Origin of the sequence: Enterobacter sp. AN-K1 (assembly GCF_020971765.1) — a bacterium.
Lineage (GTDB): Bacteria > Pseudomonadota > Gammaproteobacteria > Enterobacterales > Enterobacteriaceae > Enterobacter > Enterobacter hormaechei_C.
This window is the reverse complement of record NZ_CP087390.1, coordinates 2,828,931-2,849,656: the sequence shown is the minus strand read 5'-3', so window position 1 is coordinate 2,849,656 and position 20,726 is coordinate 2,828,931. Positions and strand designations below refer to the sequence as shown.

Sequence of the window (20,726 nt, the reverse complement as noted above, 5' to 3'; positions counted from 1 at the left end):
TCCTGACCATTCCCCTCTTAGTCTGGAGCTATTATGGTTACCCTCGGTAAAGCCGATCTCATTCTGGTTAACGGCCAGTTTCACACCGTCGATCGCGAGAATCCTGTCGCGGAAGCCGTTGCCGTGCGCGACGGAAAATTTCTGGAAGTGGGTACCGTCGCCGAGGTGATGCAACACCACTGCGACGGCACTAAGGTGGTCGACTTAAAAGGCCACACCGCCATCCCCGGCCTGAACGACTCGCACCTGCATCTGATCCGCGGCGGGCTGAACTACAACCTCGAGCTGCGCTGGGAAGGCGTGCCGTCCCTGGCCGACGCCCTGCGGATGCTAAAAGAGCAGGCCCTGCGCACGCCGTCGCCCCAGTGGGTGCGCGTGGTGGGCGGCTGGAGCGAGTTCCAGTTCGCCGAGCGCCGCATGCCGACCCTGGACGAAATTAACGACGCCGCGCCTGACACCCCGGTGTTTATCCTCCACCTGTACGACCGCGCCCTGCTCAACCGCGCCGCGCTGAAGGTGGTCGGCTACACCAAAGACACGCCAAACCCGCCGGGCGGGGAGATCCAGCGCGACGCCAACGGCAACCCGACCGGAATGCTTATTGCCCGTCCGAACGCCATGATTTTGTACGCCACGCTGGCGAAAGGGCCGAAGCTGCCGCTGGAGCAGCAGGTCAACTCCACGCGCCAGTTCATGCGCGAGCTGAACCGTCTGGGGCTGACCAGCGCCATCGACGCGGGCGGCGGCTTCCAGAACTACCCGGAAGATTACGAGGTGATTGCCGAGCTGCACGAGAAAAAGCAGATGACCATCCGCATCGCCTACAACCTGTTTACCCAGCGTCCGGGCCACGAGCTGGAAGACTTTGAAAAATGGACCGATATGCTTACGCCGGGCCAGGGCAGCGATTTCTTCCGCCACAACGGCGCGGGCGAGATGCTGGTCTTCTCCGCCGCCGATTTTGAAGACTTCCTCGAGCCGCGCCCGGATCTCGCGCCGGGCATGGAGGACGAGCTGGAGCGCGTAGTGCGCCATCTGGTGGAGCACCGCTGGCCGTTCCGCCTGCACGCCACTTACAACGAATCCATCAGCCGCATGCTGGACGTGTTCGAGAAGGTGAACCGTGACATTCCGTTCAACGGGCTGCACTGGTTCTTCGACCACGCCGAAACCGTGTCGCAGGCCAACATTGACCGCATCAAAGCACTCGGCGGCGGTATTGCCGTGCAGCACCGCATGGCCTTCCAGGGGGAATACTTTGCCGAGCGCTACGGCATCGAAGCCACCCGCCACACGCCGCCGGTGGCAAAAATGCTCGAGACCGGCGTGCCGGTGGGCCTGGGAACGGACGCCACCCGCGTGGCGAGCTATAACCCATGGACCGCGCTCTACTGGCTGGTCTCCGGCCGCACCGTTGGCGGGATGCAGATGTACGATCACAGCGCCCGTCTGGATCGCGATACCGCCCTGATGCTCTGGACCCAGGGCAGCGCGTGGTTCTCCAGCGAGCAGAACCAGAAGGGGCAGATCAAAGCGGGCCAGCTCGCGGATCTGGCGGTGCTCAGCAAAGATTACTTCCGCGTGCCGGAGGAGGAGATCAAGGGCATCGAGTCCGTCCTCACCGTGGTGAACGGCGATATCGTCTATGCCGCAGGCGCTTTTGGCCCACTCGCGCCGCCCGCCATTCCGGTCCTGCCCGAGTGGTCCCCGGTGGTGAAGGTGCCGGGCCACTACCGCAGCGCGCCGCCGCAGGCCGCACGCGTGGGTATGAGTATGGCTCACCACTGTAGCGGCCCGTGCGGGGTTCACAACCACCAGCATGACTTTGCCCGCACGTCAGAGATGCCGGTATCCGACGATAACGCTTTCTGGGGGGCGCTGGGTTGCAGCTGCTTTGCATTCTGATGAAACAAAATGACGCTTCGCCCCGGATCGATCCGGGGCTGTTCTTTCTGCGCCTGACCGGCAGCCTGCTGCTGCTTTACGTGCACGGCCTGCCGAAGGTGCTGCACTTCAGCGAAGAGCTGACGCGCATTGAAGATCCGTTCGGCTTCGGGCCTTACGCCAGTCTGATCCCGGCGATCGTCGCCGAGGTGATCTGCCCGTTGTTTATCATTGCGGGGATTTACACCCGCCTGGCGTGCCTGCCGATTATCGCCGTGCTGCTGGTGGCGATGCTGGCGGTCCACCCGAACTGGTCGATTGCCGAGGGGCAGTTTGGCTGGCTGCTGCTGATTATCTTCACCACCCTCGCCCTTACCGGGCCGGGCCAGTGGCGAGTGCAGCGTAAAACAACGGAGAGGTTCGCATGACCCAGGTAAACGACGTTCGCGACGCACACGTCGAGACGACGCCCGCCCCCGCGGTTTCACCCTGGCAGCCGCTGAGCCAGCCGGTGTTCCGCATGCTGTGGATCGCCACGGTGGTCTCTAACGTCGGCTCATGGATGAGCGACGTCGGTATCAACTGGAGCATGCTGACGCTCAGCGCCGATCCTTTAGATATCGCGCTGGTGCAGGCGGCGAGCAGCCTGCCGATGTTCCTTTTCGCCCTGCCGTCCGGGGTGATGGCGGACATCGTTGATCGACGTAAATACCTGCTCTTCTCCCAGCTGTGGGTGTTCATTGCCGCCGCCGGGCTGACGCTGCTCTCTTTTACCGGACACGTCACCCCCACCGTTCTGCTGGCGGCGACATTTCTGCTGAGCGTGGGTGCGGCCATGAGTTCGCCGCCGTTTCAGGCGATTGTCCCTGACCTGGTGAGCAAGCCCGAGCTGGGTTCCGCCGTGGCGCTTAACTCGCTCGGGGTCAATATCAGCCGGGCAATTGGCCCTGCGCTGGGCGGTTTTCTGCTGTCGCTTGCCGGGCCGTGGATGGTGTTTGCCCTGAACGCGCTGTCCGTGATGGGCGTGGCGTGGGTGCTGTGGCGCTGGCGTCCGGCACCGTCCGTGCAGCGTTTGCCACCGGAGCACTTCTTCTCTGCGGTGCGCTCCGGGATTCGCTACGTGCACGCCGCGCCGGTGCTGCGCAACGTGCTGGTGCGCACCGTGGCCTTTTTTGTTTTCGGCAGCGCGGGCTGGGCATTGCTGCCGCTGGTGGCGCGCCGCGAGCTGGGCTTAGGCCCGGCGGGCTACGGCGTGATGCTGGCGTGTATCGGCCTTGGCGCCATTGCCGGGGCCATCCTGCTGCCGCGTCTGCGCCAGCGGCTGAACGCCGATCGGCTGATGGTGGCCGCCAGCCTGACGTTTGCGATCACCATGCTGGCGCTGGCATTTGTACGTCACTTTTGGCTGCTAAACTTGTTTGAGTTCTTTACCGGCTTCGCGTGGATTGCGGTGCTCTCCACCCTCAACCTTGGCGCGCAGCGCAGCGCCGCACGCTGGGTAAAAGCCCGGGCGCTGGCGGTGTATCTGACGGTCTTTTTCGGTTCGATGACCGCAGGCAGCGCCGTCTGGGGCCAGATCGCCTCGCAGTTCGGCACTCCGGCTTCGCTGGTTGTCGCCACGCTGGGGATGGTGCTGGCGAGCATGACGGTGTTCCGCTGGAAGCTGGAGAAAGATCCGGATTTAAATCTCGACCTGAGCGGGCAGCCGCTGGACGGGGTGGAGATTGAACTCCCGAACGAGCGTGGCCCGGTGCTGGTCTCGCATGAGTACATCATCGACCCGCAGAACGCGAAAGCGTTTTTGCAGGCCGTGCACGAGCTACGCCGGGTGCGCCGCCGCGCCGGGGCGATGAGCTGGGCGGTGTACGAAGATATTGAACGTCCGGGTCTGTTTATCGAAACCTTCCTGATGGGTTCCTGGATCGAGCATCTGCGCCAGCAGGAGCGCCACACCATGAATGACCTCCTGTTGCAGAGCCGCGTTCTGGCTTTTCATCAGGGCACAACATCACCGGCAATTCGTTATCTGGTCGCGCCGGTCTGAACATAACAATCACCTGTAGAGGAACACACTATGGCAACGTTTAAGGCAAAAGATGGTACGCAGATTTATTACAAAGACTGCGGCGCGGGAAAACCGGTTCTTTTCAGCCACGGCTGGCCGCTGGACGGGGACATGTGGGACAGCCAGCTGAACTTCCTGGCCGAGCGCGGCTACCGCACCATCGCCTTTGACCGTCGCGGGTTTGGGCGTTCAGATCAGCCGTGGAACGGCTATGACTACGATACCTTTGCGTCCGACATTAACGACCTGATCACCACGCTGGATCTGCGCGACGTGACGCTGGTGGGCTTCTCCATGGGCGGCGGCGACGTGACGCGTTACATCAACAACTACGGCAGCGAACGCGTGGCCGGTCTTGCCCTGCTGGGCGCGGTAACGCCCATTTTCGGCAAATCCGAAAGCTACCCGGAAGGGGTCGATCAGAGCGTTTTCAGCGGGATTCGCGACGGATTGCGTAAAGATCGCGCCCAGTTCATCAGCGACTTCGCTACCCCGTTCTACGGCACCAACGCCGGGCAGACCGTTTCTGCCGGTGCCCTGACGCAGACGTTGAACATCGCCCTGCTGGCGTCCCTGAAGGGCACCATCGACTGCGTAACCGCCTTCGCCGAAACCGACTTCCGCCCGGATATGGCGAAAATCGACGTGCCGACGCTGGTGATCCACGGCAGCAACGACCAGATCGTGCCGTTTGAAACGACCGGCAAGCTGGCGGCAGAGATGATCAAAAACGCCACGCTGAAAGTGTACGACAACGCGCCGCACGGCTTCGCGCTGACCCACCAGGACCAGCTCAACGAAGATCTGCTGGCGTTTGTGAAGTCGCTGTAAGTCATTACGCGAAGCCTGATGGCGCTTCGCTTATCAGGCCTACAAGGGCTGGTCCTGTAGGCCGGGTAAGGCGCAGCCGCCACCCGGCGCTTTCGCAGACGCATTCCGCTCCGCCAGCAGCCGACAAATCTCCGCATGCTTCTCTTCGGTAAAGGTAAAGCGCGACATAAACCCCATTCGGATCAGCGAGCCTATCGCCGGTAACAAACAAATCCCGAAGAACAGTCCCGCCAGTACGCTGTCGCTCTGTGACTGCGCCTGCGGCACATAGTCGATCATCGTCAGAAACACGCCGATGAGCCCGCCGCCCACCGCCACCGACATCTTGCCGGTAAAGGTCTGCCCGGAGAAGGTGATCGCCGCGCAGCGCTTGTGGGTGTGATACTCCGCATACTCGATGGTGTCGGCAATCATCGACGAGGTGAGGATGTTGGTCATCATCACGAACAGCGTGCTCAGGCCGAGCAGGACAAACAGCAACGCCGTGTGCTGATAGCCCGTGAACCACATCACCACGCGCACCGCCACGTCCAGCCCGCAGAGGATCATAAACAGCTTCCGCTTCTGCATCCGGCGGGTCAGCAGCGGGGCGACCAGGCACAGCACCGCCGCCACTATCCCCATCACGCCAATTGCCATTTGCAGGCTGCCGTCGCCCATATTGTTGATAAAGAAGTAGATATAGAGACCGCCCGCCACGTTATGGAACACGCAGAAAAAGAACGACAGCAGGACAATAAACAGCGGCTTGTTCTGGCGCAGGTTGTGGAAGGTGTCGCGCATCGTCACCTTTTCCGGGCTCGGCGGCACGCGCTCTTTGATCTGCATAAAGCCGTTGAGCATCAACGGCAGGCCCACCAGCATCATAACCAGCGCCGCCATAAAGTAGCCTTTATCGTTGCTGTACTGGGCGAAGAACGCTGCCAGCTTTGGGAAGAAGATGTTAGCGCAGGCGATCCCGGCGTTCACCCCGAGCATCGCCGCCGTCACCGCGCGGGTGCGCTGGCCGGAGTCGTTGGTCATCACCGATGACATCGACCAGAACGGGATATCGGAGATGGCGTACAGCGTCCCCCACAGGATATACGTCACCCCGGCGTAGAGGATTTTGGTGGTCATATCCGCTTCGATTTTATAGAACGCCAGCAGGGTGACCCCGGTGATCAGCAGCGGGGCGATCAGTAAAAAGTGGCGAAACTTGCCGAACCGGCTGTTAATGGTGTCCATAATGCTGGCAAACAGCGGATCGTGAACCGCATCCCACGCACGGGCAATCAGGAAGATGGTGCTTGCCGCCAGCGCCGAGATCCCCAGCACGTCGGTGTAAAAATAGTTAATAAACGAACCCACTAAACCAAAGCTAAAACACTGACCTAAACCATAGCCAAAGTAAGACCACAACTCGCGAGACGGTATCTTCATTGTCATTGCCATAGTGCGTACCTGGTTGCCCGGCGACAGCGCGCCGGGTCATTATTATTAGCCCTGCGGATTCGGGGCGATTTTGCGCAGCTTCTTCATCAGCGCGATTTCAGCGCGTGAGAACGGGATACCGTTCTCCTCAAACACGTCGTGGAACCACAGGCGGCAGTAGTCCGTGGACTCCTTCATCACTACCGGCCACGGCAGCCAGGTCTGGGTTTTACCGCGCACCAGCCCCCACTGATACGGCGCGACCTTCGCCATGTACATCAGCGGGAGCTGCTCTTCGATGGTGCCGCCCACGTGACGCGCCAGCCATTCGGTGCAGAAGATTGGGCGGCCCAGCGCCTGAAGCTGCTGGATAATCGCCGTCATGCGCCCGGTATTGGTATAGGCGTGGTAGCTCACCACATCTGACAGCGCCAGCGCGGTCTGGTCCAGCGGGTGCTGGTAAAACGTCTCGCCCTCTTCTTCCGCCGGCAGACGCCACGCGCAGATGGTGAGCGGCTGGGTCGGGTCTTCCTCACGCACCCAGCGGAACGCCTGCTTCATCAACTCGTGCGCGCAGGTTTCCAGCTTCTCGTCGTACAACACCTCCTCCGTGCCGGTCGCGAAAATGCCGCGGTTGCCCGGCTCGTTATACAGATCCCAGAGCAATACGCGCTTATCCTCGCGGAACTGGCGCACAACGTCGCGGATATAGCGCTCAATCTGTGGCCAGCAGTCGCGATCGCACACCTTATCGCGTCCCGGGCTCGCTGCCGCCTGGCTGTTGTGCTTGCCCGGTACGGGCGGCTTTTGCGGGCCGAGGTACGGCTCGTCGCCGGAGAACCCGCAGTCGTCCATCAGGGTCAGCATGGTGCTGAACCCATGACCGTCGGCAATCGTCAAAAAGCGGTCGATGCGCGCCATCAGCCCGTCGCGGTCGTGCTCCCAGACGATGAACGGCAGGTTGATGCGCAGGGTGTTATAGCCCGCGTCCGCCGCCCAGCCCAGCTCGCGGTCGATGGTTTCGGCATCGAAGGTCTCTTCCTGCCAGATATCGGTCCAGTTCACCGCCGTCGACGGCAGATAGTTAAACCCGCACAGCCAGCCTTTCTGCTGATACCACGCCTGTGCCTGCTCCCTGCTCCACTGCTCTTTCATTACGCATCCTCTTACTGATAATATTTAGCTAATAAATATTAGTTGCAGAATAAATGCGCAAATCGTGGCGCTCAGAAAAGCGACGCCTCTCACAAAGTTCACGCTTCGATGGATGAGAAACGTGATCGACGGCGCGGAAGCGCGCGGTTAGGGTATGATGCAAATTCGCGAAAGGGAGAGGACGGATGAAGCGAAAAACAAAAGTGACGATGAACGATATTGCGCGGGCGGCGGGGGTGTCGCAGGCGACGGTATCGCTGGTGCTCAACCAGTCCCGCAACATCAAGCTCAGCGACGACACCCGTCAGCGGGTGATCAACGTCGCCACCGAACTCGGCTATGACCGCCTCCCCGCCGTTCACGCTCCGCGCAACCAGGAGGAGATCGCCCTGCTGGTCAGCTCATTGCAGAGCTTCGACCCGTTTATCGACGCCATCAGCCAGGCGCGGGAAGCGGCGTGGCGCAACGAGACCCTGCTCACCGTCTACGACTACGGCGACGACGTGGAACTGGCCCTGAACATCATCCGCCAACTGGACAAGCGCAACTGCATCGGGATTATCCTTGCCTCTCCGGTCACGAACGTCGTCGATATGACGGCATTCCAGGACTGCACCCGCATCCCGCTGGTGCTGCTCAACCAGCGCGACCCCGGCTCGCCGCTGCTGCCGTCGTTTATTCCGGACGACTACGCCAACGCTTTCCAGGTCACTAAACACCTCATCGCCTGCGGCGCCAACCGTATCGCCCACATCACCGGCGAGAGCTGGATGGAGGCCTCGCGCCAGCGTCTGGCGGGCTACCAGGCGGCGTTACAGCAGGCTGGACTCGCGTGCGACGACGGCCTGGTGCGCCAGACCAACTGGCAGTTCAGCGAGTCCTTTACCGCGACGGCTTCCCTGCTGGAACTGGCCGAGCGCCCGGACGCTATCTTCTGCGCCAGCGACTGGCTGGCGATTGGCTGCTATCAGGCGCTGGCGGTGAACGGCGTGCGCATTCCGCAGGATATGCTGCTGGCGGGCTACGACGACCAGAAGATTTCCGAACAGCTCACCCCGCCGCTGACCAGCATCCAGTTGCCCTACAGCGAGCTGGGACGGCTGGCGGTGGAGTACCTGTGCAATCAGGAAGATGCCGCCACGCACGTGACGCTGGCGGGCAGGCTGAAGGTGCGCGCCTCAAGCCTCGTCTGAGGTAAACACCATGCCCGCGTAGGGCTTCTCGCGACACGCCGCCAGCCGCGCGGCGAGGCTGCCCACGTGAAGTTCAAGCTTATGCCCGTCAGGGTCGAGAAAATAGAACGATGCCCCCTCGCTTTTGTTCTGCTTCCAGACGGTGACGCCCGCCTGCTCAAGCCTGTACGAGAACGGTTCAAAATCTTCTTCCGCGACGGTAAACGCGTAGTGGGTGTAGTCGCTCTCCTGCGGCGGCACGTTCCCGCGCGCCTCGTCGTACGACAGGCAGACCCACAGATCGCCGCAGGTGAGATAGGCCCCGGTATTCCAGCGGGCGTGCAGCGCAAGCCCCAGCAGCTCGTGCCAGAAGGTGACGCTTTTTTGCAGGTCGCTGACCGCGAGGGTCAGGTGGTTGAGTGATTGCAGCATGACGTGCCCTTTTGTTTTTCGCGCCGGACGTGGTACGGTAAAGAGATGAACATAAACCACGCCGTGCTCACCGTAAACCGCTGGTGGCTGCCTTCTTAAAGGCGGCACGGAGTAGTTTTCCTCATTTTCAGATAGCCGCCGAAAGGCGGCTTTCTCACATCTAAGACCCCTTTCGGCAACTGCACATTAAGGAGTCTTTATGAACGCACCCACCATCCTCACCGGCGATCGCCCAACCGGCCCGCTGCACCTCGGCCACTTCGTCGGATCGCTGCGCCAGCGCGTGGCGCTGCAGCAGACGCACAGCCAGTTTGTGTTGATTGCCGACCTGCAGGGGCTGACCGACAACGGTAGCAACCCGCAGAAGATCCGCGACAACATCCCCGAAGTGCTGGCCGACTACCTCGCCGCCGGCATCGACCCGAACCTGACCACGATCTGCCTGCAGTCCGCCCTGCCCGCCCTCGCCGAGCTGACGATGCTGTATATGAACATCGTTACCGTCGCCCGCGTGGAGCGTAACCCGACGGTGAAAAACGAGATTGCACAGAAGGGCTTTGCCCGCTCGCTGCCGGTCGGATTTATGGCCTACCCCATCAGCCAGGCGGCGGACATCACCGCATTTAAGGCCGAGTGCGTGCCCGTCGGCGACGACCAGCTGCCGATGATTGAGCAGACCAACGAGATTGTGCACAAGATGAACAGCCTGCTGCCCGCCCCTGTGCTGCGCCACTGTAAGGCGATGCTGAGCGACACCAGCCGCCTGCCCGGCATCGACGGCGGTGCCAAGATGTCGAAATCGCTGGGCAACACGCTGCACCTTTCGGCCAGCGAAGAGACCATTCACCGTGCGGTCAGCGCCATGTACACCGACCCGAACCACCTGAAGGTGAGCGACCCGGGGCAGATTGAGGGGAACGTGGTGTTTACGTATCTCGACGCTTTTCATCCGGACAAGGAGAAAGTGGCGGCGATGAAGGCGCACTATCAGGCAGGCGGGCTGGGTGACCGGGTATGTAAGAACGAGCTGGAGGCGTGTTTGCAGGAGCTGATTGCACCGATGCGGGAGCGGAGGGCGATGTATATGCAGGACAAGGGAGAGTTGATGGCGATGCTGAAGCGCGGGACGGAACGGGCGCAGGGGGTGACGCAGGAGACGTTGAGGGAGGTGAAGGTTGGGCTGGGGGTGCCGGTGTTTTAAAATAACGTCATACAGCGTATGTATTTAAATAATACATGCGCTGCATAATATTATTTACCGGCAATTCAGCGAGTATTACATTTATAATTAACAGGAACCATTGCTATCCCTTTTTTAAAAGATGACCAATATCAATCTGGTTATTTATTTCAGATTTTAGCCCGACTGATTAACCACTTTATGTATATTCGCCTTACAGTCTAAAACCTAGCATTGCTGCATTTACTCCTCTGCCCCTACAAGGAATTGTCATGCAGCTTTATACCAATGAATTTACCGCTGAGTTAAAAGCGGAAATAGATCGTTCGCCTTTTTCCGATGAACAACTGGCCGCCATGCCTGAGGACGCGCGCGCCATTATTGCCGAACAGGAAGCCTTTCATCGACAACATCCCGTCACCGCAATCTGGCGGATTGCCACGGCTGGCAGCCAGACCCGACTGGGCGGCATGGTACTTCCCGTCGATCGTGAAGCCACAATGCTCATGGACGATGGGAGTTACACCAGCGTCATTGTCGAAGGCGACTGTGTGGCCTATCCGGATGGAACGCTCGCCACGATTATGACCTCAGCTGGCGAAGCGTTTACGTGGAAAGGACACGGCGTTGCGCTGGTCGGCAGCCTGCTTGATAACGATGACGAGATTATCAGCACACCGCTCGGCAGTACTTATTTGGTCACCCGCGAAGGTATTCCACCTCAAGAGGATTTCTTAACCTGGCCCGGAGAATAGGCCATGGGCTACCGTTCTACGAACTACGGCCGCGGTCAGGCGCTGCACGGCGACAGAACGACCACCGGCGCAATATGCTGTAGCACTCTGCCCAACTGCACCGAGCACGGTCGCGGCGTTATCCGCGTTGGCGATAAAACTACGGCATGCCCTAAATGCGGCAAGCAGGGCGTTGTTGCAGACGGCGAACCTCGCGTTAACTGGATGGGGCAAGCCTCAGCCGTCGATGGTTCTGTCGTCATTTGTGGCTGCCCACACGGAACCAACCGCGTGATCGCCCCATCGGGACAGTGGCTCGGCTCCGGTCCCTCTCCTGAACAGATCGCACAGGAAAAGCATCAGGCCATGCTCGCGACACGCCGAAAAAAGGAAGTGGCCGAAGCACAGCGACAAGCAGAAGAACGCGATCGCAACCGGGTCTTTGCGAAATCCTGCCTGCGCGGTGAAGGCTGTAACGATGCAGGCACCGAAAGTGAGCCGCACACCAACTTTGCCGAGATGGCATTTTACCAGGCCATGCCCAACAACGCCCCGCAGCACGCCCAGGCGGCAAAGCGTAAGGCGATTCCAAAGCCGAAGCAACGCAGCGCGCTTTATCTCTGGTGGAACGGGCATCACGAGGAGATGGACTATCAGGCTGCCGTTGCGGCCGAAGAAAGGGACTGGACCGCACGGAACGCGATCGCCGATGCCAGCGAACTCGTACTGGTTGGCGGGCGTACCATTACTTCCGGCACATGGGCCGTGCGCGGCGCTGCACTTGGCGAGATAGCCACGGGAGGCCTTGGTGCACCTGTCGCAGGGCTGCTCATAGGGATGTATCCCGGCAAGCTGAACGACGGCGAGCAGGATTTCATCGACAGGATGCGTGCCGAACAGATGCGGGAAGCCCCTACCCGCGTTCGCTTCACCTGGGAGAACGACGCCAGCGGTAACCCGACACCGCGCGGCTGGCATACGCCGCCGGGCAAAGACAGCGTGCGCGTTCGCAGGATGGAGTGGGATAGTCAACGCCAGGCGTACACCTTTACCACCGAAGAAGACCCCGGCATCACCCTCATCTGGACACCGGACCGCACCGGAGAGAGTAAGCCGTGGGATACGGGCAATCATAACCCGGTAAGGATACCGAACCCGGTTGTGGTTGATCCGCTGCCGGAGGATGCGGGGATTGGTGCGACGACCAGCCCGACACCGGAAGAGAAGACGTTTGCGGATTATATTCTGATTCTGCCGGTGGGCGGTGTGCCGCCGATTTATGTCTATATCCGCCACAATCCCGGACAGGTCACAGGCAAGGGACAGAAGATTAGCGGCATTTGGTTATCTGATGCAAATACGGGGAATGGGTCTCCTATTCCAAGCCAGATAGCGGATCGATTACGTGGGCAGACATTTACGGACTTTGACCAGTTTCGTAAGGCATTTTGGCTGGAGGTATCGAGGGAATCGGGACTGCTTGAGCAATTTATCAGCAATAACCGCGCAAGTATGCGTAAAGGAAACGCCCCTTTTACACGCACACCTGACTCGGTTGGAAAAAGAGAACGTTATGAAATTCATCACATACAACCTATCAGTCAGGGCGGTAAGGTGTATGACGTTGATAATATGGGAATAACCACTCCAAAACATCACATCAAAATTCATAAGGGAGAATGATATGAGACTGTTAAGCGATTACACAGAAAAAGAATTTTTAGAACTGGTACGCAAAATTTGCAATGCGGACGCACCAACTGAAGAAGATGAGAATCGATTGGTTAGAGAATTTAAACGACTTACCGAGCACCCCGCAGGCTCTGACCTGATTTTTTATCCTGAAGAGGGTAAAGATTATAGTCCGGAAGGCATTGTTAGAGAAGTTAAGGAGTGGCGTAAAGAAAATGGTAAATCCGGATTTAAAGAATAACAATCTTTGAGACTCCCTAATACGGGCATGGGATGACATGCCCGTATCGTTTTATTGCTCCAAGGATACATTAGGTAGGAAGCCAGAAACTACTCAGGCATCGCATGCCCGATTCCCCGCTTCACAACGGGTATATCGCCGGTATCATTCAGCGCCCCCGGAAACGTCTTTAGCCACTGCGCGACTTTCTGTTTATTGATATTCACCACACTCATACCTTCCAGGCATCCCCATAATTCTCTTGTATGCTGGGGCGTAATTACAATGCAGTCTTTCATGGCGCGGATTTTTACGGGCATACCGTTGATAAAGCCCGCGCGGGTTAACCAGTCGCCGCCCAGAAGAAGGTATTTCATGTCTATGCGTGCATACAGTTCGCAACAGGCGGCACTGTCCTGCGGCGTTTCGGCGCGGGGATGGACGGGCGCCGCGTTGGGCGGGTTGCCGTGCAGACGGCGGGCGCTGTTTTTGCGTACCAGCTCGCGGTTTTCAATCATGCCGGTGAAAGCGTCTGATTCTGTTTTGCAAACAGTAAACTCTGGCTTAAAATTCGTCGCAGCCATTTTCAACTCCTTTTCAGTTGCTAGTGGTTAGCGGTATGGGGGTGTTGCAGCACCTTCATATCGCGAATTCTTCGTTAAATATTTTTTGATACTTCCTTTGCCATTCGGCGTTATTTCCGATGCTCATTATACAGGACTGAATATAAATACAGCAGTTTGGTGTAGGGGAAATTTGGAATTTGCGAGGGGGATTCAGGAAATAGAGTTGTGTGCGGTAAGGTCATGTTTTTGTTGATTGCGGGTTGATTGGTCTGGGTTTTGCGAGCATCATCGCAATTATTTACCTTCTTTCGTAACACGATGGCTTCCAGCAAAACTCTCGAACAGGCAATTGCCGACATCACCATCTGGCGCAAAGGCGAACAGCGTGCGCCGCATAAACCTTTATTGCTTCTGTACGTGCTGGCGAACTATCAGCAGGGGCATGCGCGACTGTTTGATTACGGTACTGAGGTCCACGAACAGTTGCTTAGCCTGCTAGAACGCTTTGGCCCACAGAGGAAGGCGTATTACCCAAATATGCCCTTCTGGCGGCTCAAAGGGGACGGTTTTTGGGATCTGAAGAATACTGAGTTCTGTTCGACCACTGGCAGTAAGCAACCGCCTGTTAAAGAACTTGTAGAACATAACGTCGCAGGCGGGTTTGATGAAGAACACTTTGCGCTGCTGAATAAGAACAAAAATCTGATCGGCTCGCTGGCGCAGCAGATTCTTGAAGCGCACTTTCCTGAAAGCATTCAGGAAGAGATCGCGGATGAGATGGGTTTTGATATTCAACAGATCCGTAAGGTTCGCGATCCGCTGTTCCGCCAGCAGGTGCTGCGAGCTTATAACTATGAGTGTGCAATCTGCGGATTCAACATGCGGCATGATAACGCCTCCGTTGGACTTGAAGCCGCGCATATTAAATGGAAGCAGTTTGGTGGACCGTGTGAGATCCCGAACGGACTGGCGCTATGTGCAATTCATCATAAGGCGTTTGATAAAGGATCGATTGGGCTGGATGAGAGTATGCGGGTATTAGTGTCCGAGGCAGTGAATGGGAATGGGGTTGTTGGGCGGCTGTTCTGGGATTTTGCTGGTAAGCAGATTGCTTTGCCGATGGTGAAAGGGAATTATCCAAGGGAGGGGTTTGTGGAGTGGCATAGGAAGGAGGTGTTTAAAGAATGAGTGCGAAGGCCGGACTCGAATTTTACACCTAACAAACTAATATCAATGTAGTTTATAAGCAGGAATAAATAGTCATACCCGCACTTGTACCCACAAGTTAAAATCCGTACAAAAAATAGACATTGCGAGTGGGTATAAAGCCTTACCTGTAGAACACTGATATTGCTGTCGCAGCAAGACTCAGGCAGGCAGGAACGTGTTCTTCAGAGATATCAATTCTCATCCACTCAGAACAAAGTCAGATTTGGCTGCGAAATGAACGCTAACCCTCGCTTTGCTATGCTAGTTCCCATGGCGAATCTCTGCGTCTATTTACTGGTTTTAGAGTACCTTCGTTTCTCAATTGTTGAGCGACCCAACGAATGTCATATTGTCACGTATACAACATATCGCCGGAATCCCTAAGCTCAGCCTCGTAGCTGTCCCATACATACTTGAGACTTCACGTGGCCAAGCGCTACCACTCCGTTCCTGAAGACACTCGATGATCCATTTTTTCATACTTTCCCTGGTTACCATCATACCTCCTAACTTTCGCCCATTCATCGATACATCCAAATATTCACATCTACATCCTTCGGTACAAGACGAACTGTATCGAAGAACTTGTTGTCTCAATGAGCGAGAATCGGCCCCTCATGAGTTCCATTTGTTCCCACAATCGAAAGAGTAATAGCAATTTAATATTGCCTTAAAAATGAAATGTGATAAATTTCTGTGTGCAATATTAAACTAAAAGGAAATTACGGTGAGTCTACTTGAATTGATTGAATCAAAGAGGGCACATATTGCCAGATATTCTTCAGAAAATGGAATATTAGGAGAACTTAGCTTACTTGACTCGCAAGCTTTATGGATAAAAAGACCTAAAGGGAAAGACATGAAAAACCTTCTAGCTGCGCTGAAGCAGTTTGAAGATATTGAAATAAAGGCATCAAGCTTTGATTTTATTTCTATCCCTGAAAATGTAAAGGTTGACTTTAGTGACATTAACTCCTTGGCCGGAATATTAAAATCATTAACATTCATTGAACTAAAAACCTGCAATCAAAAAAGGGTTACCACTCCTGACTTCAGAAATTTCTTCTTTGCCATTACTGAGAGTGAAATAATAGCATCAGAACTTCTTGGCGAGAGGCATATAGTTGTACTACATAATAAAATAACGGGATATAAATTGGTGACAACAATACCCGAAATAATAAATAGGGCCAATTCTAAGAACTGGCAGCTGTCTGTAAGTCTTGGGTCGAGTGAAGTTTAGGTTTTTATTTTAGCAAAAAAGTGCTTAGTAACGACAGATGTACTCTGATTAGCACTGTCTCATCCCAATATATGAAATATGCGACATAAAGGAAACTAAGAGCATGGCGAAGCTCCCTTTATCAATTGAATGCTATAACCATAACATTCTTTACTATTTCATCTCGCATTTCATGACCTTAAATGAGTATCTATCATTATTCTTACTCGCAACCAGCACATCGCCATCACCTAAAAATGAAATCTTAGCATTATTAATGTTGGCACATGGACTTTTATCAAACATTTCGAGCGTGTAAATCATACTTTGAGATTTACTATTAATATAGGATATATAATCATCGCCTTTGAGTTGCGCAAAATGAAAAATAAATGAACAATAGGTTATCAAAGATAAGATTTGGATTATTAAGGTAGTTTTGTGTAAAATCCTCTGTTGAATAGGTTTATATCCTGGTATTAACATTTTTTTTAGTTTATCGTCATAAACAAAAAACCAGCCCCATATGGGTGCTGATACTAAAATAACCGCGAACAGTAAGATCATACCAAGAGGCAAAATCAAAGGAATCATCGCAGCCGCAATAAATATCAAGGAGTGAGGGAAGTTAGTTGGTGAAACTGAAGTTATATCATTGATCACCACACCTGAAAGACATAGGGAAAAATTCACACAAAGCGTGCCGCCTAATATTAGGATCCCCTTACCCAATATTGTTTCATATGTTTTTTTATAAATACCAATTAGACTATGGAACACCGAAAAGCTCCAGTAAATCAAAGTCAGAATAAATAACCCCTTCCACAAACCGTCTAATCCTAGAAAATTTATAAGAAAACAAGTGACGACTGCAATAATAAGATTCCTTATTATTTTTTGAGACACATCAAGTTTGGAGTTAAAGATTACAAGTTTATTAACGGTAGTTTTATATATCATCTCACACTCTTTGCAGTTTTAATTTATACTACAAATACTATTTTCTCACCCAACAAAAAATTATAACATGATATACCAACTAACAGAACCATTTTATATGTTTATCCATTTTAATTTTATTGATTTCATATTAAAATTACTCGGCAGTAGCACAATCATTTTCGTGATGCATTACGGATTTAACAGAGTAAAGGTGCAGTTAAAGCTGTTGCTAATACTCAGAGACTGACCTGCTCCCCATTGATTAACACAACACGATGTTAGTTATGTCTTCATCAGTAACGTGAGGACATCCACATGAAGTAGCGTTTATCAGGCGAATAGATCATCAATATTCTTCTCGATGCCGGGGCTGGCATATCCGCCCGTGAGCTTTGCCGTAAGAATGCTATTTCTGACGCAACCTTTTACAACCGGCGTAAGAAGTTTAGTGGCATTGAAGTCCCTGAGGTAAAAAGGCTTAAGTAGCTTGAAGAAGAGAACGTCCGTCTCAAGAAGTTGCTTGCAGAAATCATACTGGATAAGGAAGCATTACAGGTGGCGTTGAGCTGAAAGTAATGACGACAGACCACTAGCGGGAAGCTATTGTAGTGATATGTAAAGCGGCTGGTTTGTCCCTGTCGACGTTCCGCTATGGGACGCAGCGTCCGGGGGGTGATGCGTATTTATCCGGGCACATTACTTAGCTGGCCCTTTAGCGCTGGCGTTTCGGTTACGCCGTATATAGCAACTACTGCGACGGGAAGGTCAACGAGTTAATCAAAAGCGCGTGTACCGCCGTTATCATCTCATAGGCCAGGTAGAATCCGTCTAAAGGACAGGCAACAGAACGTCTTCCATTGCTCCGTCCTGCTGCTCCTAACTTGACGTGGTCGATAGATTTCTTCATGGACGCACTGGCTACCGGACGCAGGATCAAGTGCCTAACCTGTGTCGATGATTTCACGAAGGAATGCCTGACAGTCACTGCTGCGTTCGATCTATAAGTCATTCAGATCAAACATATTTTGGACAGTATTTCGTGGCTATCCGGCAACGATCAGAACAGCTCAAGGACCAGAGTTTACCTGCCGGGCACAGGACCAATGGGCCTTTGAGCACGGCGTAAAGCTTCAGCTTTCTCAACCGGGCAAGCAGAAACAGAACGTGTTTATCGAAATCTTTAATGGTCGATTTCGAGATGAGTGTCTGAATGACTACTGGTTCAGCGATATTGTTCATGCCAGAAAAATTATTAACGACTGGAGGTTGGAGTATAACGAGTGTCAGCCACATTCCTCACTGAATTATCTGACGCAATCAGAGTTTGCAGCAAGCAGGTGAAATGGAAAAAACTAAGGAACACAAACCGACATTACTAACTGACTAATGTGTTTAATACTGGGTAGATCATGCTGAATCCCATCTCACCGCAGCTTCTCCCACAAAAATGAGAGGTTGAACAAGCTTCCAATGCGATAAACGTACGCGACTCAAACTGGCGAGGTGAATCCAACAACTCTCATCATGTCCATGCGATGTTACTCCCGGATTTATGCAGCCAGTAAAGCATGGCACTGACAACCTTAGAGAGGGAAGCCCTTCATATCACTTTATGCAATAGGCTCGGTTATAGATGTTAGGAGGGGGCCAGATCCACAAATCAAACAATCACGCATTTGCGTGGTTCATCAACGTGCTTAATAAAACGAAGATGTTACAATTAAGACCTAGAATAATGCGCATAATGAGGCTATTGGGCTTCCATAAGAACAAGAAGCTTGAGCCCTAGACTCTCAAGCTTTGCTTCATTCAGGAAAATCGGTGTGCAAAGTTGCCAACATTTGCATCTGCGTAGTGTTTGGTTACATAGAACTCTATCGCATGAAAACTAAACATCACTTACGTATATTAATAACTTAAACAAAATCAGGGTTTAAAGTTGAACGCACAAGCACAAAAACACCGACAACTAGTACTTTCTGTTCTTCAGAGCGAAGCGCTGCATCTGCACCAAGTAACAGCGGCTACCAAAGTATTTGATGCTTTGACTGGCAATGTGCGAGCAGTAGTGACAGCCGCCGAAATGCAGGCAGGTAAATCAGGTATTTCGCTAGCCCTGTGTTGCTTACAGCGACTAAGTCTCTCCGAGACAGATATTTGCAATCGTAAGCAGTTAAAAGACACACTTTACCTAGTTACAATGCCTGATACCGCCCTCAAAGAACAAGCTGAAGAAGACCTCAAGCTTGCCAAGAACGTTGTCGTCAGTAATTTTGTGAACTTCGAAAAGGCATTGGAAAATGAATTTAAAGGCAATCCACCTAAGCTAATTATTATTGATGAATGTCACTATGGCTCAAATGTCACTGCTGTTCGATACAGTAGGATCTTCGACTACCTGGAACAAGAGAACGATAGCTGTAAAGTCGTCTTCATCTCTGCCACCCCCTTCGGTGCTCTCTATGGGGCAGAGACTGAATATCAAGAAGCTCTAGAACTTCAACAAGAAGCCAAGAATGATAATGATGCAGAACTATTAACTCAAGCCCGGAATGTTGCTGAAGCGGCCCTAAAAGACTCAATCTTGCGTCGAGACTTTAACACCCGTCTGGTATTCCACAAAACTAGCGATGAATACTACGGCGTCCGAGAGATGCTAATGAATAGTAAGGTCAAAGGCCTCGAGGATGAAAGTCGTAATTTCCTTTGCAAGTCCGTTCAACGCGATGAGTTTGTTCAACAATTTCTGAGTCATAATGGTATGGGATGGTCACTCGTAAGGGTACCCGCAGGTTTGGCGATGGAAGCTAAGCAGTTTCTCATATCGCAAGGCATCGATGAGAATGCTGTTTACATTATTGGTAATTCATTAGCAGGGGTACCAGAAGATGAACATTGCAGCATTGAGCAATTCAAAAAGGAGTTTGATGATGCTCAGTTGTTCGAAGAAAAACTAATCGCTATTACTGTTGCTGGAGCTCGAGCTGGTATCAACTTCGGTGCGATGATGAAAAATAATCTCATCTCGACGTGGGATAGTACAGTTGCCAGTGTTGCCGCAGTGGTGCAAGCCAACATTGGCAGGGCGTGTGGTTACCATGAAAACAACTCTTCAACTCATTTCACTAACTTAAATGCAGCTGAGGCTTATGCTTGTATCCTTGACCATCTTGAAAACACCTGCTCTGACCAAGCAGCGTCTGATTTCGAAGGGTTAAAAGAGTTTTTTGAAGATGTTTGCCAGGAATACCATGTCAACGGTTTGGATGTTGGGTTAACTATCAAATACAAGCGTCGTCGCCCAATCGGTGATGTTGAAACGTATAAAACTGATAGCTACATTGTTGTACCCGCAAAACTTCTTGACGATGATGCAGAGTTCACCGAGTACACCAAAGATAAGTATCTTCTTCAGGCGATCGATATTATTCGCAAAGAGTTCACGATTAAAGGTGCGCCAAGCGTCAAAGGTAATCGAGCTATGCGAGGTAAAGGCAAGAACTGGATCAAGGCACATTGGGTCAATGGGGATAGTTACAATAACCCCGAGAAGGCACGCGCTGACGGAACTCAAAAAGAAAAAACTAAAACCCACACCCAACAAATTGATAATGGGGAATATTTAGAGTTTAACCGCGTTGTAGCACCTGGTTCCGGAGAGTTATCTGAAGATAAGTTTGTGGTAGCAACCATTTTTAGCGTTTACAACATTTCTCGCCGAAATGTCGCAAAGAAAATTATGACTCTTGAAGATGTTTGGGAGATGTGCGACTACTTTAGTGTTGAGCATGATGACACTCTACTTGTTATCTACAAGCGCGGTGAGTATGACCTTGAACGTACTCTTGCTAAGAAACAGCACAACGAACTTCCTGAGCAGTCAGGTGAGCTTAGCGATGAATCCCATTTCTCTGACAAAGTAGAATCTACTTATTAATACAAGGGGCTGCATGCCCCCTAAACTTTATATTGACATATGAATAGCTCAAATAAGTATCGCAACTATGTC

17 protein-coding genes and 1 pseudogene are annotated in these 20,726 nt (G+C 53.3%); 13 read left to right on the top strand and 5 right to left on the bottom strand.

The window, feature by feature from the left end:
• Nucleotides 1-33 precede the first annotated feature (33 nt).
• From LOC22_RS13590 to LOC22_RS13575, 4 genes are read left to right on the top strand one after another with little or no spacing between them, the layout of a single operon-like run.
• On the top strand, nt 34-1,905 hold the full coding sequence (locus LOC22_RS13590; protein ID WP_047732735.1) for an amidohydrolase: 1,872 nt from the start codon (nt 34-36) through the stop codon (nt 1,903-1,905).
• Complete coding sequence (locus LOC22_RS13585) at nt 1,905-2,312, top strand: DoxX family protein (protein ID WP_023295860.1); 408 nt, start codon at nt 1,905-1,907, stop codon at nt 2,310-2,312. Before LOC22_RS13590 ends, LOC22_RS13585 begins: the two co-directional genes overlap by 1 nt.
• Entirely contained in the window at nt 2,309-3,928 is a 1,620-nt protein-coding gene (locus LOC22_RS13580) for an MFS transporter (RefSeq protein ID WP_023303025.1), read from the top strand. The genes LOC22_RS13585 and LOC22_RS13580 overlap by 4 nt, the downstream gene beginning before the upstream one ends.
• Nucleotides 3,929-3,958: 30 nt before the next feature.
• Nucleotides 3,959-4,780: an alpha/beta fold hydrolase gene (locus LOC22_RS13575; protein WP_015572558.1), complete on the top strand. Its 822-nt coding sequence runs from the start codon at nt 3,959-3,961 to the stop codon at nt 4,778-4,780.
• Between the two features lie 39 nt (nt 4,781-4,819).
• On the opposite strand, the gene LOC22_RS13570 is transcribed toward LOC22_RS13575, so the two are convergent.
• Complete coding sequence (locus LOC22_RS13570; protein WP_032647113.1) at nt 4,820-6,214, bottom strand: MFS transporter; 1,395 nt, start codon at nt 6,212-6,214, stop codon at nt 4,820-4,822.
• Nucleotides 6,215-6,259: 45 nt separating this feature from the next.
• Nucleotides 6,260-7,348 (bottom strand): cellulase family glycosylhydrolase, encoded by a 1,089-nt coding sequence (locus tag LOC22_RS13565; protein WP_017383880.1) that lies wholly within the window; start codon nt 7,346-7,348, stop codon nt 6,260-6,262.
• A gap of 185 nt (nt 7,349-7,533) precedes the next feature.
• Here LOC22_RS13565 and LOC22_RS13560 point away from each other — a divergent pair, with 185 nt between their 5' ends.
• Nucleotides 7,534-8,541, top strand: coding sequence for a LacI family DNA-binding transcriptional regulator (locus LOC22_RS13560; protein WP_047745270.1), 1,008 nt, complete (start codon nt 7,534-7,536; stop codon nt 8,539-8,541).
• Here LOC22_RS13560 and fosA read toward each other — a convergent pair.
• The gene (fosA, locus tag LOC22_RS13555) at nt 8,527-8,952 is read right to left on the bottom strand and encodes a FosA/FosA2 family fosfomycin resistance glutathione transferase (protein WP_126495422.1); all 426 of its coding nucleotides are present in this window, start codon (nt 8,950-8,952) and stop codon (nt 8,527-8,529) included. The genes LOC22_RS13560 and fosA overlap by 15 nt on opposite strands.
• 199 nt (nt 8,953-9,151) lie before the next feature.
• Here fosA and trpS point away from each other — a divergent pair, with 199 nt between their 5' ends.
• The 4 genes from trpS (at nt 9,152) to LOC22_RS13535 (ending at nt 12,799) form a co-directional block, all read left to right on the top strand.
• On the top strand, nt 9,152-10,153 hold the full coding sequence (gene trpS, locus LOC22_RS13550) for a tryptophan--tRNA ligase (RefSeq protein ID WP_230238971.1): 1,002 nt from the start codon (nt 9,152-9,154) through the stop codon (nt 10,151-10,153).
• A gap of 251 nt (nt 10,154-10,404) precedes the next feature.
• Nucleotides 10,405-10,887: a hypothetical protein gene (locus LOC22_RS13545; protein ID WP_196359073.1), complete on the top strand. Its 483-nt coding sequence runs from the start codon at nt 10,405-10,407 to the stop codon at nt 10,885-10,887.
• 3 nt (nt 10,888-10,890) lie between these two features.
• On the top strand, nt 10,891-12,549 hold the full coding sequence (locus LOC22_RS13540) for an S-type pyocin domain-containing protein (protein WP_196359072.1): 1,659 nt from the start codon (nt 10,891-10,893) through the stop codon (nt 12,547-12,549).
• 1 nt (nt 12,550) lies between these two features.
• The gene (locus tag LOC22_RS13535; protein WP_063151063.1) at nt 12,551-12,799 is read left to right on the top strand and encodes a bacteriocin immunity protein; all 249 of its coding nucleotides are present in this window, start codon (nt 12,551-12,553) and stop codon (nt 12,797-12,799) included.
• A gap of 89 nt (nt 12,800-12,888) precedes the next feature.
• On the opposite strand, the gene LOC22_RS13530 is transcribed toward LOC22_RS13535, so the two are convergent.
• The gene (locus LOC22_RS13530; RefSeq protein ID WP_196359071.1) at nt 12,889-13,362 is read right to left on the bottom strand and encodes a SymE family type I addiction module toxin; all 474 of its coding nucleotides are present in this window, start codon (nt 13,360-13,362) and stop codon (nt 12,889-12,891) included.
• A 300-nt stretch (nt 13,363-13,662) separates the two neighbouring features.
• Here LOC22_RS13530 and LOC22_RS13525 point away from each other — a divergent pair, with 300 nt between their 5' ends.
• Both LOC22_RS13525 and LOC22_RS13520 read left to right on the top strand, forming a co-directional pair.
• Entirely contained in the window at nt 13,663-14,532 is an 870-nt protein-coding gene (locus LOC22_RS13525; protein WP_047736971.1) for a phosphorothioated DNA-binding restriction endonuclease, read from the top strand.
• Between the two features lie 748 nt (nt 14,533-15,280).
• Entirely contained in the window at nt 15,281-15,796 is a 516-nt protein-coding gene (locus tag LOC22_RS13520; protein WP_230238970.1) for a hypothetical protein, read from the top strand.
• Between the two features lie 153 nt (nt 15,797-15,949).
• Here LOC22_RS13520 and LOC22_RS13515 read toward each other — a convergent pair whose 3' ends face one another.
• Nucleotides 15,950-16,555 carry a hypothetical protein gene (locus LOC22_RS13515; protein ID WP_230238969.1) on the bottom strand — a complete coding sequence of 202 codons (606 nt, stop codon included), beginning with the start codon at nt 16,553-16,555 and terminating at the stop codon, nt 15,950-15,952.
• A gap of 504 nt (nt 16,556-17,059) precedes the next feature.
• Between LOC22_RS13515 and LOC22_RS13510 the strand changes: the two are divergent.
• Both LOC22_RS13510 and LOC22_RS13505 read left to right on the top strand, forming a co-directional pair.
• Nucleotides 17,060-18,058, top strand: a pseudogene (locus LOC22_RS13510) (IS3 family transposase).
• A gap of 598 nt (nt 18,059-18,656) precedes the next feature.
• A complete protein-coding gene (locus tag LOC22_RS13505; RefSeq protein WP_230238968.1) occupies nt 18,657-20,654 on the top strand; it encodes a DEAD/DEAH box helicase family protein in 1,998 nt (665 codons plus the stop codon).
• The last annotated feature ends 72 nt before the right edge of the window (nt 20,655-20,726 follow it).

Bases quoted from the DNA above. Each gene is read 5' to 3' on its own strand.
- LOC22_RS13575 (WP_015572558.1), top strand. From the start codon at position 3,959: ATGGCAACGTTTAAGGCAAAAGATGGTACGCAGATTTATTACAAAGAC.
- LOC22_RS13580 (WP_023303025.1), top strand. From the start codon at position 2,309: ATGACCCAGGTAAACGACGTTCGCGACGCACACGTCGAGACGACGCCC.
- LOC22_RS13545 (WP_196359073.1), top strand. From the start codon at position 10,405: ATGCAGCTTTATACCAATGAATTTACCGCTGAGTTAAAAGCGGAAATA.
- LOC22_RS13530 (WP_196359071.1), bottom strand. From the start codon at position 13,362: ATGGCTGCGACGAATTTTAAGCCAGAGTTTACTGTTTGCAAAACAGAA.
- trpS (WP_230238971.1), top strand. From the start codon at position 9,152: ATGAACGCACCCACCATCCTCACCGGCGATCGCCCAACCGGCCCGCTG.
- LOC22_RS13585 (WP_023295860.1), top strand. From the start codon at position 1,905: ATGAAACAAAATGACGCTTCGCCCCGGATCGATCCGGGGCTGTTCTTT.
- LOC22_RS13525 (WP_047736971.1), top strand. From the start codon at position 13,663: ATGGCTTCCAGCAAAACTCTCGAACAGGCAATTGCCGACATCACCATC.
- LOC22_RS13540 (WP_196359072.1), top strand. From the start codon at position 10,891: ATGGGCTACCGTTCTACGAACTACGGCCGCGGTCAGGCGCTGCACGGC.
- LOC22_RS13570 (WP_032647113.1), bottom strand. From the start codon at position 6,214: ATGGCAATGACAATGAAGATACCGTCTCGCGAGTTGTGGTCTTACTTT.
- fosA (WP_126495422.1), bottom strand. From the start codon at position 8,952: ATGCTGCAATCACTCAACCACCTGACCCTCGCGGTCAGCGACCTGCAA.
- LOC22_RS13565 (WP_017383880.1), bottom strand. From the start codon at position 7,348: ATGAAAGAGCAGTGGAGCAGGGAGCAGGCACAGGCGTGGTATCAGCAG.
- LOC22_RS13560 (WP_047745270.1), top strand. From the start codon at position 7,534: ATGAAGCGAAAAACAAAAGTGACGATGAACGATATTGCGCGGGCGGCG.
- LOC22_RS13535 (WP_063151063.1), top strand. From the start codon at position 12,551: ATGAGACTGTTAAGCGATTACACAGAAAAAGAATTTTTAGAACTGGTA.
- LOC22_RS13590 (WP_047732735.1), top strand. From the start codon at position 34: ATGGTTACCCTCGGTAAAGCCGATCTCATTCTGGTTAACGGCCAGTTT.